We start from the raw sequence: 12952 nt of genomic DNA, 5'->3' as shown, positions 1-12952 counted from the left end.
GTTCGACAATGCATTTCAATCGAATCACCACAGAAAGTGAATAGATGAGACTGACAACGAAGTTGGGCGCCATCGCCTCGGCGGGGCTGCTCGGACTCGGGCTGACCGCCTGCGGCGCAGGCGACACCGAGGCCAACAGTGACATCACCAAGATCGGCGTCACGGTGTACGACATGAGCTCGTTCATCACCGCGGGCAAGGAGGGGATGGACACCTACGCCAAGGCCAACAACATCGAGCTGGTCTGGAACTCGGCCAACAACGACGTGTCCACCCAGGCCAGCCAGGTCGATTCGCTGATCAACCAGGGCGTCAAGGCGATCATCGTCGTTCCCGTGCAGGCTGATTCGCTCGCCCCGCAGATCGCGGCCGCCAAGGAGAAGGGCATCCCGCTGCTCGCCGTCAACGCCGCGCTGGAGAGCACGGACCTTGCGGGCAACGTGCAGCCCGACGACGTCGCGGCCGGTGCCCAGGAGATGCAGATGATGGCCGACAAGCTCGGCGGCAAGGGCAACATCGTGATCCTGCAGGGTCCGCTCGGCGGATCAGGGGAGATCAACCGCGGCAAGGGCATCGACCAGGTGCTCGCGAAGTACCCGGACATCAAGGTGCTGGCCAAGGACACCGCCAACTGGAAGCGCGACGAGGCCGTCAACAAGATGAAGAACTGGATCTCCGGTTTCGGCACCCAGATCGACGGCGTCGTCGCTCAGAACGACGACATGGGTCTCGGGGCGTTGCAGGCGCTCAAGGAAGCCGGCCGCACCGGTGTCCCGATCGTCGGCATCGACGGTATCGAGGACGGTCTGAACGCCGTCAAGAGCGGTGAGTTCATCGGCACCTCGTTGCAGAACGGCACCGTCGAGCTGTCCGCGGGCCTGGCCGTCGCCAACGCGATCGTCAAGGGCGAAGAGGTCAACAAGGAGCCGGTTTACGTCATGCCTGCCATCACTCAGGAGAACGTCGACGTCGCGATCCAGCACGTGGTGACCGACCGGCAGAAGTTCCTCGACGGGCTCGGCGAACTGACCGCGCAGAACCTCAAGACGGGCGACATCGCCTATGAGGGCATCCCCGGCCAGAAGCAGCCGTAGTTCAACGCATCACGTAGCGGGGCCGGTCGGGTGGGTGACCGGCCCCGCTTCGCGTGTCCGATGAGTTTTCGTGCCGACGGCAGTCGGTACGAGAAACCACGAAAGGTATCGATCGTGCGAATCGAACACGTACTGGCCGTCGTCCCCGTGTCAGATCTCGCCGTCTCGGAGGTCTGGTATCAGAAGCTCTTCGGGCGTCCCGCCGACAACAACCCCATGCCGGTGCTCGTCGAGTGGCAGGTGGTCCCCGGCGGCTGGGTCCAGGTCTTCATCGACGAGAAACGGGCGGGGTCGGGGCTGGTCAACTTCGCGGTGGACGATCTCGCCGCCTACGTCACCGAGGCCACGCGTCTCGGCCTGGCACCCGGTGAGATCGAGGACGTCAACAAGGGTGTTCAGCTGGCCACCCTCGAAGACCCCGACGGCAACGTCGTCAGGCTGATCGGGAACTTCCGGGTCGACTACTGACCGTTTAGCACCGTGGTTACCTACACCTCACGGGCCTGACACGAACATCGCGTACCTGTAGTCGATGACGTTCACGAAGGCCGAAATCCCCGAGGGCGACGCGCCCCCGAAGTCTCGTTGGTACACCTCGCTGTTCACCCAACTGCTGATCGCCATCGTCGCGGGCATCCTGGTGGGTTGGCTGTGGCCGGCGTTCGGCGCGGACCTCAAACCCATCGCCGACGCCTTCATCAAACTGATCAAGATGCTCATCGCGCCCATCATCTTCTGCACGGTCGTGATCGGCATCGCACACGTCGGTGACCTCAAATCCGTTGGGCGCATTGGCATCAAGGCACTGATCTACTTCGAGGTCGTCACGACCTTCGCCCTGCTGTTCGGGCTGTTGATCGGCAACGTCGTCAAACCCGGTGCCGGCTTCAACATCGACCCGGAGACGCTGGCCACCGGCGCCGACGCGGTCGCGGCGAAGACGGGCAGCGGGGAGCTTCCCCACACAGTGGAGTTCCTGCTCAACATCATTCCCACGTCGATCATCTCCGCGTTCGCCGAGAACCAACTGCTGCAGGTGCTGTTCTTCGCGGTGTTGTTCGGGTTGGCGTTGGCCAAGTTCGGCGAGCACGGCCCGCCGGTGGTCTTCGAGTTGATCGAGCACTTCAGCAGCCTGTTCTTCACCATCATCGGCTGGATCATGAGGTTGGCGCCGCTGGCCGCGTTCGGCGCGATGGCCTACATCATCGGCCAGTACGGGATCTCGTCGCTGGGCAGTTACGCCAAGTTGATCGGGGCCTGCTATCTGGGGGCGGCGCTGTTCATCCTGGTGCTCGGTGCGATCGCCTGGTTCCTGGCAGGCGTGAACCTGTGGCGCTTCGTCGTCTACATCAAGGACGAGCTGTTCCTGGCACTTGGCACTGCCTCGACCGAGGTCGTCCTGCCGCGCATCATGGACAAGCTGATGTTCGCCGGATGCTCGCGCACCACAACGGGTTTGGTGGTGCCGACCGGGTACTCGTTCAACCTGGACGGCGCGACGCTGTACCTGTCGATCTGCGTGCTGTTCCTGGCGCAGGCCCTCGGCGTCGACCTGAGCCTCGGCGAGCAGATCACGGCCGTGCTGGTGCTCATGCTCACCTCGAAGGGCATGGCAGGCGTGCCGGGGTCGTCGTTCCTCGCTCTTTCGGCGACGGTCGCCGCCATCGGACACGGCGCCATTCCGGTGGCCGCCGTGGCGTTGCTCCTTGGCGCCGACCGCATCATGGACTCGATGCGCGTCTCGGTGAACCTGCTCGGCAACTGCGTGGCGACCATGGTGGTGGCGCGCTGGGAGGGGCAGCTCGATTCAGACCGCATGAAGGCGGTGCTCCGCGGTGACGACGTCGAGGCGCTCGTCGACGACGAGGTTCCTGAGGTGGTCGTCTCGTCGCGTTAGCCGCTGGCGTCGCCGAGCGTGGGCCCCGTGCACGGAGATTCGCTGACCGCCGTGCACCAGACCCAGGGATCAGTGCCTTGGTTGCAACGGCTGCCGGGCAAGCTCGAGTACCTCTTCGGTGGTCAGCGGGCTGTTCGGGTGATACGACAGACACCACGGTGTCGTGATCTTGTGGAACGCAGTGCCTTCGAGGGCGGCATAGAAGTTGCCGGCCCGCAGACGGCTGATGTCGGGCACCAGTCCGCCCTTGACGCGGGCCATCTCCTTGGCGACGGTGATCTGAACCGGCGCGTTGAGCAGACCGAAGAACTGCGTCGCCGCGTTGCCGGGAATGTTGGGATTCAGCCCTCGCGGCGCCTGCGTTGCATAGACCAATCCCAGACCGTACTTCCGGGCCTGCGACGACAGCGCCAACGTACTGCGCGTCGCCACGGTGGTGCGCCCCGACGGTGCGAAGTTCTGCGCCTCGTCCATCACCAGCAGGCCGCCGAGCGGTCGGTCGCCCGCCGGATTCCGCTTGATCCACGCGAACAGCGCCATTTGCAGTTGGTTGACGAACCCTTCGCGCTGCGCTCCGTCGGACAGGCCGACCATGCTGATCACCGACACCCTGGCGCGGTAGCCCTCCGACGGCGTCAGCAATGACCCCGGATCCGCGGGCGCGCCATCGCCCCCGAACATCGGGTCGTTCACCATGGCGGCGCGCAGGTTCTGGCTCAACTCCGCGGCCCGGTCCCTGGCGTTCGCCATCACGCTGACACCGTCGGGCAGATCGGCGAGCACCGCGAGAAACCCCTGCAACGTCGGCGACGGCCGCCGCCCATACCACTGCAGGGCCTCGCGGAGCACCGCCCGCGCCTGGTTGGCCTTCGGAGTCTTTCCCGCGATGTGAGCGTGGGGTTCCATTGCGGCAAAAGCAGATTCGACGGCCTCGTTGAACTCGTCGTGATCATCGACGACGCTGGCGAAGTCGGGGAGCGGCTGAAACGACAGCGGCCGTCCGGCGGAACGACGAGGTGTCCACACCACCACCTCGGTGTTGGCCAGGTAATCCGCGGCCAGCGACGTGTCGGCGGGCCGCCAACCGCTGGGCTGGTCCTTCCACGGCAGGCCCAGTCGCGCCAGATCGTTGTTGGGATCCAACACGATCGACGACACTCCGCGAAGAGCGCACTCCTCGACCAGTCGGCGGATGAGCACGGTCTTCCCCGAGCCGGAGCCCGCGAAGATCGCGGTGTGCTTGCGCAAGGCGAGCAGTTCGACGCTCAGCGGCTCTCCCGTGGTGTCGTCGACGCCGAGGGGAACGGCCGTGCCGGTCGATTGCTCGCGGCGGCCATCCTTCTTCAACCGCTTGGCCCACGGCTCTTGCGCCTGCGCGGGCTCTGGCTCGGGCTCAACATCGGAACCCGTTGTCGGCTCGGGTATCTCGGCTGCTTCGGGTCCAGCTTCGTCGCCGAGGGCTTCACGCAGGAAGGTCAACCCGTGGGCGGGTTTACGGCTCATCAGCCAGCCGACGAGTTCGGGATGATCGTGGTCGATGAGGTCGCGTAGAGCCGACGCGGTGCGCAGGTCGTCGTCCGAAAGGGTCAGGGTTCGGCCACCGGACTCCCCGAATGCCGCCACCACCTCCGCCGTCTTCACGCCACCCGGCCACGGGGTGTTCCGCAGCAGGAACAGCTGACGCTTGTCCACGTTGCTGCCGAAACCTGCTGCGACGCAGGCATTCTTGATGCGGTTCTGGACTGCGATGGCGTTGCCGCTGGCGATCGCGCGGAACGCCCAGTGCCGTTCGTCGTCGGTGTCGGCGTCGAGGCGCTGCCTCAGGCGCCCATGCAACGGCACCGCCTTGCCTGGCGGCGGGTCGAGCGCAAACGTCTGCTCGACGTCGGCGCGTTCGATGATCCAGGCGTCCAACGCGGCCGATAGCAGGCCGGGCATCGTCGTGTCCTCGCCCTCGGGATCCAGCGCCGCCGCACCTACCGCACGCCGCCGGAATTCGGCGAATAGCCGGTCCAGTTCGGTCGTTTCCAGCGGGGCGTCGGGCACCGGCTGCGTCGGTTCGGTGGACGCGTCGAGGTGCGCCAATTCCTCGAGCTCGTCGCGGTCCAGACAAGCGCGGACATGGGCGTCGGCACGCTGAAGCAATCGGCGCGGGGTGTAGTGCGGCGCATCGTCGAAGGCCGATGGCAGGACGGGCCAACTCGGATACCGCGGGGTGAAGTCGACGGCGCGGTAGCTCGCGGTGAATCTGCGTTCGAGGATCGCTCGGCCGATCTCGGCACTCGGTAGTTCGTGCAGGGGAGCGGTCTCCCGGAAGCGGTCGGCCACGGTGGCCGTCGCCCTCGACCTGATCGATTCCCACACCGACGGCAGGCAGGCGACCACCTCTGCGGTCCTTCGCATCGTCTCCCGGATCGACATCAGCCCGTGGGCAACGTGCTCCAGGTCTCGGTTGTCCGCGACGCCGTCGTCGCGGCCCGCGGTCGACGTCGCGGACTGCGCGAGCAGGGTGTCGATCTGATCGATCGCCATCACGGCCGGGCCTGCCAGCGCGACGAGGCGCGAGATGTCGCGCACGCACTCCTGCGGCGTCAGCGTGGACACCCCGATCGACCAGTGCCTGCGACCGGTGTCGTCGACGTCCTCCGCCGAGTTCAGGTACGCCTGCCCGATGTCCTGGATGCCCAGGTCGTCGGCGCCGAGCAGCGTCAGAGCGCGCAGGGTGTGCTGCGTCTGGCGGACCGTCTGCGGAGCCGCCTTGTGAAGCGCGTTGACGAAGGCGGTCAGGATCTCCGGGGTCAGCTCGTCCTCGCCTGCGACGGCCCGACGATCGGCGCGGGACACGTGGGCCACCGAGGCGAGCTGCCACAGCAATTGCTTGAGCTGCGTCTCACGCTCGGCGCCGGGCCTGCCGAGGCTCTCCAGGATGCTGCTGCGCGCCGACTCCCAGAAGCTCGTCGCATCGAGGAGTTGCAACAGGAAGAAGAACCCGCCGCCGGACTGGACTCGCTCGCGGACCTGGCCGAGGAGATGGGTCTTGCCAGAACCTGCCGTACCCCGCACGACCACTCCGAGCGGGCTCGACTCGGGGAAGCGATCGGCGTCGGCGAAGGCGTCCATCACCTGCTCGAGTGCCTTGTCGTGGACGCCTGGCACGTGGAAGGCGCCCTGGGCGTGCCACAGATCGTCGGCGGACGGTGCGAATGACAGGCGCAGCGACTTGAGGGCGTCCCGTTCCCGCGGATCCATCACGACTCGATCGCGATCAGGTGCCTGGCCCGATTGCCGATCTCCACGGCGGCGGCATGGTCCTCATCGGTCAGCGTCTTCTGGTTCTCCTCGGGAATCAGGCTGACGTCGGGACTGCGTTGCATCTGCGTCAGCGCGTCGTCCAACTCTCTCTTGGACACGTCTGGCAGTTCGGCGCGGAGCCGAACCAGGTCGACCCATCCACCCGCCCGCGCCGCCAGCTTGGCGTAGGCGGCGCGGACCTGCGTCTCGACGTCGACGGTGTCGTCCAACGCGAAGAACACCTCGGCGGGAGCCAGGTCCTCCCGGTCGAAGTAGCGGCGCAACCCCCGCAGCACGGTGTACAGCGCCCTGCCCTGCCCCGACGGCCGCTCGGGCACGTCGGCGCCGATGATCGCCGCGCACGTCGCCCAGCCCCTGTCCGTCAGATCGAACACCATCGCGGGCCTCGTCGCAGTGATCTCGATGAGCCCCTTGCGGATCAGCTCGTCACGAGCTGGTTTGTCCAGCTTCGGTCCCAGCTCGCCGAGCTCGGGATTGCGGACGGGCCGCGCTTCGGCCATCAGAACGAGCAGCACCGCTTGCTGTGTGCCGGTCAGTTCATCGAGGGCGACGCTCAAGGCAGATTCCCTTCATTGGTTCTCTTCTTCAATAGCAGGCTTTCGATGACGGCGAGCACCCGCGCGGGGTCGTCGTCGATCTCCTCGTTGGTGAACCGCAGTACGGCGAAGCCATCGAGGGTCAGGCCGTTGTCGCGCCGACGATCGGCCGCGTACTTGAGACTGCCACGGTGGTCGGGCCCGTCGATCTCCACCACACACCGTTCGACCGGCCACATCAGGTCGACGCGGATGGGTGGCGCAAGCGAGTGGCTGGCGTACTCCTGGTTCCAGGTTCGCCCCACCGCCCAGGCGCAGCGGGCGAGGCGCCGTTCGAGCGCTTGCTCGGCGGCGCTGGCCGGATGCGGCAGGCCCGCCAGCGCCGGGTAGTCGAGCGGCGGCGGGTCGCGGTGAACGTCGGGGCCCCAACCGTTCAGATAGTCGGGCACGGCCAGCTGCCACGTCGGATGACGGTCGACGAGCGGCAGGGCGGCCGTCGTGAGCCACACGCCGACGCCGTGATCGACCAGCCACTCGAGGGCCGCCGCGGCCCGCCGCTGATCGTCTTCGGTGTGCGATTCGGGCCCGACGACGAGCAGCGCGACCCCGTCGCGGTGGTAGCTGTCGGCGATGATCCTGGTCAACCCGACCACGCGGACGTCGGACTCGAAACGCCGCTGCGGGGGCCTCCCGCGCAGCGCCGACTCCGCCATCTCCGCGAGGAACGGTCCGAAGTGCGTGCTGTCCGCTGCCTGCCGGTGGGCCATCTCCCGCACCACGCGCCGGTCGAAGTCACTGCTGGCGTCGATGACGTCGGCACCCGGCAACCAGGTGGGAAACAGGTCGAGCGCAACGGTTTCGAGCCGAGCCAGGACGTCGTCGACGAGACCCTGCGACGTCAGGGGCGCGGAGGGCACGCGGTAGCGGATGACGACGGGAGCGTCGTCAGGCAAGGGGTCGAGGCCGACGGCCAGCTGCTCGTCGGTCAGGCCTGCGAGCCTGACGACGTGATCGGTCGGGATGTTCGCCAACGACAGCGGTTCCCCGCACGTCAGTGCGCTCACCCCACCCCCTGCAGCGTTGGACGACCGCCGCCCATTGTCTCCCACGCGTCAGTTCTTCGCCGAGGGCATCAACCGCCGAGATCGCCGAGTGGGAGGTCCGCGTCCGCGAGGCGGCTCGCGTCGACGGGCCTTCGCGACCGGATGAGGGCCTTGATGTCGTCGAGCCCGTCCCAGACGTTGACGTTCATCCCGGCCAGCACCCGACTCTCGTCATCGAGCCAGAACACGGTGAACTCCCCGCCCTTCTGGTCACCGCGGAACACGACCCGCTCGTAGTCGGGGGCGTACCCGACGTACTCCATCCCGAGGTCGTACTGGTCGGTGAAGAAGTACGGCAACTCGTCGTACACGCCGGGGTTGCCCTGCATGCCCGCGGCGGCCACCGCTGGTTGTTTGAGCGCGTTGGCCCAGTGTTCGGTGCGGATCCGCGTCCCGAAGACGGGATTCTCGGCGGCCGCGATGTCGCCGACGGCGTAGACGTCGTCATCGCTGGTCTTGAGTGAGGCATCGACGAGCACGCCGCCGTCCGCCACCTGAAGGCCCGCCTTCTCGGCGAGCTCGATGTTGGGCTTGGCGCCGACGGCCACCAGGACCGCGTCGGCGGGGACCGTTGAGCCGTCCCCGAGCTTGAGGCCGGTGGCCTTGCCGCCGTCGGTGGTGATCTCTTCGACCGCGGTCGCCAGTCGGAGGTCGACGCCGTGGTCGCGGTGCAGTTGCGCGAACACCTCGCCTGCCTCGCGGCCCAGCGATCCGAGCAGTGGCAGTTCCGCGGTCTCCACCACGGTCACGTCGACGCCGCGCTGGCGTGCACTCGCGGCGACCTCGAGCCCGATCCAGCCGGCGCCAACGACTGCGAGCGACGCCCCATCGGTCAGCGTGTCGAGCAACGCGGACGCGTCGTCGACGGTCCTCAGGTAGTGCACGCCGTCGGCATCACCGCCGGGGATCGGCGGTTTGCGTGAGCTCGACCCGGTGGCCAGGAGCAGTTTGTCGTAACCCTGGTGGCTGCCCTCGGCGAAGCCGACGGAGTGCGTGATGCGGTCGATGATGGTCACCTCGGTGCCCAGTCGCAGGTCGACGTCGTGCTCGCGGTACCAGTCCTCGGGGTCGACGGTGAAGTCGTCGAGCCCCTTCTTGCCTGCCAGGAAGTCCTTGGACAACGGCGGCCGTTCGTAGGGGAGGTGGTCCTCCGCGCCGAAGAGCACGATCTCGCCATCGAAGCCATTGTCCCGCAAGGCTTCTGCGGCCTTCGCGCCGGCCAATCCACCACCGACGATCACGTATGTGGGCACTTCGTCACTCCTCTGGATCGAGCGTGTTCACTTGGGCGGCAGGCTCTTGGCGTACTCGACGCCGCGGGTCACCCAGGACTGCAGTTGGCGTTTGGTCTTGACGCCGTCGCCGCTGATCCGCACCCAGCCCCTGGTCTCGCGGCCCGCCATCACCATGGGGTCGACGTGGTCTCGGGTGATCAGCTGCTCGGTGTCCTCGGGTGGCACCCGCACCATCAGGCCGCCGCGACCGCTCGCGGCGACGGACATGTTGCCGTTGATCAGGAACGCCAGCCCACCGAACATGCGCTTCTCCTCGACGCCGCGTTCGGCGCCGACGAGCTCCCTGATCCGGTCGGCGAGGTCCTCGTCGTAGGCCACCCCTTCGACGGTAGTCACCCCGGGTGCGCGATGGCCACGAGATCAGTCGAAGTCGATCCGCACCGTCAAGAGATCGCTGCCCATCAGCTTGACGACGGCACTGTTCATCGCGGGTAGTTGCGCGAGCCGAGCCGCTGCGTCGTCGGCGGGCAGCAGGTGCGCGGTCCCCGAACGCCACCGGCCGTGGATACGGACCCGCACCCTGGGATTGGCCTTGATGTTGAGCACGTAGTGCGCCCGTGCGCCGTGTTCGGACACCATCCAGAACTGGCCGTCGACCACTCTGCCGCCGACGGCGGTGTGCCGCGGCTGGCCGCTCTTGCGGCCGGTGGTCTCGAGCATGGTCACCGGCAGCTTTCTGGCGACGGGGTTGACCACCAGGCGTTGCGCGGTGTGCACGATGCGGCGCTTCAATTCTCGCGGGTCCGGCATCTGCCAAGTATGGATCAGCCGGTCAGTGCGTCACGCAGTTCGGCGTCCAGCGACACCCGAACCAGCGCCGCTGCCAGGTTCGCCACCCGGCGGGGCGCCAGCGCGGCAAGCGCGTCGGGATCGGTGGGTAACCCGACGTCGCGCGCGGCACCGAGGGCCCGCTCGTCGAAGTAGGGCCGAACCCATGTCCAGACGTCCTGCACCTCGCGCAGGAAGATGGCGGCACCGGTCGGCCCGATGCCCTTGAACTCCTGAAGGAGCTTGGCGGCGTGGCCCGCGTCGCCCTCGGCCGCGGCGGCCAGTGCCCTCAGATCGCCGTGATAGTGCTCGCGGACGGAGGTGGCAATGTCGACGAGGCGCGTCGCGGAGCTCTCGTCGTAGCGCGCGTAGCCGGCCCGACCGAAGGCCGCGATCATGGTCTGGCGGTCGGCGTCGAGAACCGCTTCGGGAGTGCGCAACCCGGTGCGGAAGATCTCGTCGGCTGCCCGCACCGCGATCGCCGCGTCGATGGGTTTGCTGGCGAGCATGCACAACACCAACAGCTGAAAGAGGGGTTTCGGGGTGTCCTTGAGCGAAATGCCTGCCTCGTCGGCGTAGGTGTCCCCGGCACGGTCGAGAAGTTGGGCGGCGAGCGTGTCTCGAGTGGTCATGTACGGCGCTTACCCACTCCGGCGAGGCTCATTGCCTCGGTTGCCACCCCAGCCTCGGCCCCAGATGTTCGGCCATGTCACCGATGATCTGGCGGTAGTCGGCCTCGTCGAACGTGAAGGGCAGCGCGAACGCGATCTCGTCGGCGCGCTGGAACCCGGCGTGGTCGAAGAGTTGGTCGGCCAGCTCGTCGGAGGTGCCGACGTAGTCGGGGGAGAACAGCATGTTGCGCGTAGCCGGGCCGCCGGCGACCTTCGCTCCAAGCCCCTGCGGCGTCTTGGTCCGCTCGAACCGGCTCGCGGCGTACTCGCGGTACCTTCGGACCTGGTCGTTGGTGGCCGAATCGGTCGGGATGACCACCAATCCCTGTGACACCCTTGCCCTTTCGGGATTCGGGTGATGGGCGCGGAAGGCGTCGATCTGCTCGCCCTGAATGGTGGCGAAGTCGCGGGACTCGGTTCCGTCGCTGCTGACGACGGAGCTGGTCAGGTAGTTGATGCCCTGCTCGCCGGCCCAGATCGCGGAGGCCAGGCCGCCGCCGTACCAGACCCGGTCGGCGAGCCCGGGCGAGTGCGGTTGGACGCGGTTGGTGAACCGCTCGATGCCGACGACGCCCTCGAAGTCGCTGACCGGTTCCCCGCGCAGGCAGTCCAGCAGCCGCACCACGCGCTCCTTGGAGAAGTCCTCCACGTCGTGGGTGTGCGGATACAGCGCCATCTTGTAGTGGTCGTAGAGCATCGGGGTGCCCACCGACACGCCTGGGTTGATCCGCCCGCCGGAGAGGATGTCCACGGTGGCGAGGTCCTCGGCCAGCCGGAACGGGTTCTCCAGCCCCAGGGGCATCACGGCCGTGCCCAGCTCGATGCGCGACGTGCGTTGGGTGGCCGCCGCCATGATTGCGACCGGCGAGGAGATGCCCGGCTGGAGGTGCCGGTCGCGCAGCCACACGCTGTCGAAGCCGAGCGTTTCGGCCCGCTCGATCACCTCGAGCGTCTCCTCGATGCCCGGTTTTGGATTGGCCTCGTCGAACCGGCCGATGGTCAGGAACCCGAGCTTGCGCAACGGTTCACCGCGTCGTGGCATCTGCACCCTCCTTCACGCCGAATTCTGCACCAGGGCTGCCAATCGTGAACGATCGCAGCCCTGGCGCAGATCTCGTGGACTAGGCGGCCTGGGTGGCGGCCTCCGCCGCCGGCTCCAACGCCTGGACGACGATGTCGGCGACGTCGGTCATCGGCTTCACGTCCAGCGCTTCGAGCACCTCGGCCGGGACGTCGTCCAGGTCGGCCTCGTTGCGCTGCGGGATGAACACCGTCTTCAGCCCCGCCCGCTGTGCGGCGAGCAGCTTCTGCTTCACCCCGCCGATGGGCAGCACCCGACCGTTCAGCGTGACCTCACCGGTCATGCCCACGTCACCGCGGACCTTGCGGCCGGTGGCCATGGAGACGAGAGCAGTCACCATGGTCACACCCGCGGACGGGCCGTCCTTGGGCACCGCGCCGGCCGGGAAGTGGACGTGGATCTGACGGTCCAACGCCTTCGGGTCGACGCCCAACTGCTCGGCGTGCGCCCGCACGTAGGACAGCGCGATCTGCGCCGACTCCTTCATCACGTCGCCCAGTTGTCCGGTCAACTGCAGCCCGGCGTCGCCCTCGTTCGAGTTCGCCTCGATGAAGAGCACGTCGCCACCCAGGCCGGTGACGGCCAGGCCGGTCGCCACGCCGGGCACCGCGGTGCGCTCCTCGGACTCCGGCGTGAAGCGCGGACGGCCAAGGTAGCCAACGAGATCCGGCTCGTCGATCACCAGGCTCTCCTCGCCCGACGCCAGCTTCGTCGTCGCCTTGCGCAGTGCCTTGGCCAGCAGCCGCTCGAACTGACGCATGCCGGGCTCACGGGTGTAGTCCGCGGCAATCTTGCGCAGCGCGTCGTCGGTGACCTCGACCTCGTCGGGGGTCAGCGCGGCCCGCTCCCGCTGCCTCGGCAGCAGGAAGTCACGGGCGATGGCGACCTTGTCGTCCTCGGTGTAGCCATCGATCTGCACCAGCTCCATGCGGTCCAGCAGGGCCGACGGGATGTTCTCGATCACGTTGGCCGTGGCCAGGAACACGACGTCGGACAGGTCCAGGTCGAGGTCTAGGTAGTGGTCGCGGAACGTGTGGTTCTGCGCCGGGTCCAAGACCTCGAGCAGCGCCGCACTGGGATCGCCGCGGTAGTCCGAACCCACCTTGTCGATCTCGTCGAGCAGCACGACGGGGTTCATCGAACCCGCCTCGCCGATGGCCCGCACCAGGCGACCGGGCAGCGCGCCGACGTAGGT

At 67.5% G+C, this 12952-nt stretch carries 12 protein-coding genes; 3 read left to right on the top strand and 9 right to left on the bottom strand.

Features of this window, described 5'->3' with window-relative positions:
• The first annotated feature begins 44 nt into the window (after positions 1-44).
• From ABW137_RS21155 to ABW137_RS21145, 3 genes are all read left to right on the top strand, one after another.
• Complete coding sequence (locus ABW137_RS21155) at positions 45-1094, top strand: substrate-binding domain-containing protein (protein WP_526403400.1); 1050 nt, start codon at positions 45-47, stop codon at positions 1092-1094.
• Between the two features lie 114 nt (positions 1095-1208).
• Positions 1209-1562 carry a VOC family protein gene (locus ABW137_RS21150; protein ID WP_526403399.1) on the top strand — a complete coding sequence of 118 codons (354 nt, stop codon included), beginning with the start codon at positions 1209-1211 and terminating at the stop codon, positions 1560-1562.
• A 64-nt stretch (positions 1563-1626) separates the two neighbouring features.
• Entirely contained in the window at positions 1627-2991 is a 1365-nt protein-coding gene (locus ABW137_RS21145) for a dicarboxylate/amino acid:cation symporter (RefSeq protein ID WP_526403398.1), read from the top strand.
• Between the two features lie 69 nt (positions 2992-3060).
• Here ABW137_RS21145 and ABW137_RS21140 read toward each other — a convergent pair whose 3' ends face one another.
• From ABW137_RS21140 to ABW137_RS21100, 9 genes are all read right to left on the bottom strand, one after another.
• Complete coding sequence (locus tag ABW137_RS21140) at positions 3061-6240, bottom strand: helicase HerA domain-containing protein (RefSeq protein ID WP_526403397.1); 3180 nt, start codon at positions 6238-6240, stop codon at positions 3061-3063.
• A complete protein-coding gene (locus tag ABW137_RS21135) occupies positions 6240-6860 on the bottom strand; it encodes a hypothetical protein (RefSeq protein WP_526403396.1) in 621 nt (206 codons plus the stop codon). The genes ABW137_RS21140 and ABW137_RS21135 overlap by 1 nt, the downstream gene beginning before the upstream one ends.
• Positions 6857-7903, bottom strand: a complete 1047-nt coding sequence (locus ABW137_RS21130; protein ID WP_526403395.1) for an endonuclease domain-containing protein — start codon at positions 7901-7903, stop codon at positions 6857-6859. The genes ABW137_RS21135 and ABW137_RS21130 overlap by 4 nt, the downstream gene beginning before the upstream one ends.
• A 68-nt stretch (positions 7904-7971) precedes the next feature.
• On the bottom strand, positions 7972-9195 hold the full coding sequence (locus tag ABW137_RS21125; RefSeq protein WP_526403394.1) for an NAD(P)/FAD-dependent oxidoreductase: 1224 nt from the start codon (positions 9193-9195) through the stop codon (positions 7972-7974).
• A 27-nt stretch (positions 9196-9222) separates the two neighbouring features.
• Positions 9223-9555, bottom strand: a complete 333-nt coding sequence (locus ABW137_RS21120; RefSeq protein ID WP_526403393.1) for a TfoX/Sxy family protein — start codon at positions 9553-9555, stop codon at positions 9223-9225.
• Between the two features lie 42 nt (positions 9556-9597).
• Positions 9598-9987 (bottom strand): nitroreductase family deazaflavin-dependent oxidoreductase, encoded by a 390-nt coding sequence (locus ABW137_RS21115; RefSeq protein WP_526403392.1) that lies wholly within the window; start codon positions 9985-9987, stop codon positions 9598-9600.
• 14 nt (positions 9988-10001) lie between these two features.
• On the bottom strand, positions 10002-10637 hold the full coding sequence (locus ABW137_RS21110; protein ID WP_526403391.1) for an HhH-GDP family DNA glycosylase: 636 nt from the start codon (positions 10635-10637) through the stop codon (positions 10002-10004).
• A 28-nt stretch (positions 10638-10665) separates the two neighbouring features.
• The gene (locus ABW137_RS21105; RefSeq protein ID WP_526403390.1) at positions 10666-11718 is read right to left on the bottom strand and encodes an LLM class flavin-dependent oxidoreductase; all 1053 of its coding nucleotides are present in this window, start codon (positions 11716-11718) and stop codon (positions 10666-10668) included.
• A 79-nt stretch (positions 11719-11797) separates the two neighbouring features.
• The coding region (locus tag ABW137_RS21100) for a S16 family serine protease (RefSeq protein WP_526403389.1) at positions 11798-12952 on the bottom strand (1155 nt) is incomplete at its 5' end.

The sequence above is a fragment of the Mycobacterium sp. genome (assembly GCF_040509115.1).
Classification (GTDB): domain Bacteria; phylum Actinomycetota; class Actinomycetes; order Mycobacteriales; family Mycobacteriaceae; genus Mycobacterium.
Note: the sequence above shows the minus strand (reverse complement) of the source record. Positions and strands in the feature narration are given on the sequence as shown.

What these genes read in the sequence shown, in the direction of transcription:
- ABW137_RS21155 (WP_526403400.1), top strand. Translation starts at nt 45, where the DNA reads ATGAGACTGACAACGAAGTTGGGCGCCATCGCCTCGGCGGGGCTGCTC.
- ABW137_RS21140 (WP_526403397.1), bottom strand. Translation starts at nt 6,240, where the DNA reads ATGGATCCGCGGGAACGGGACGCCCTCAAGTCGCTGCGCCTGTCATTC.
- ABW137_RS21115 (WP_526403392.1), bottom strand. Translation starts at nt 9,987, where the DNA reads ATGCCGGACCCGCGAGAATTGAAGCGCCGCATCGTGCACACCGCGCAA.
- ABW137_RS21110 (WP_526403391.1), bottom strand. Translation starts at nt 10,637, where the DNA reads ATGACCACTCGAGACACGCTCGCCGCCCAACTTCTCGACCGTGCCGGG.
- ABW137_RS21145 (WP_526403398.1), top strand. Translation starts at nt 1,627, where the DNA reads ATGACGTTCACGAAGGCCGAAATCCCCGAGGGCGACGCGCCCCCGAAG.
- ABW137_RS21105 (WP_526403390.1), bottom strand. Translation starts at nt 11,718, where the DNA reads ATGCCACGACGCGGTGAACCGTTGCGCAAGCTCGGGTTCCTGACCATC.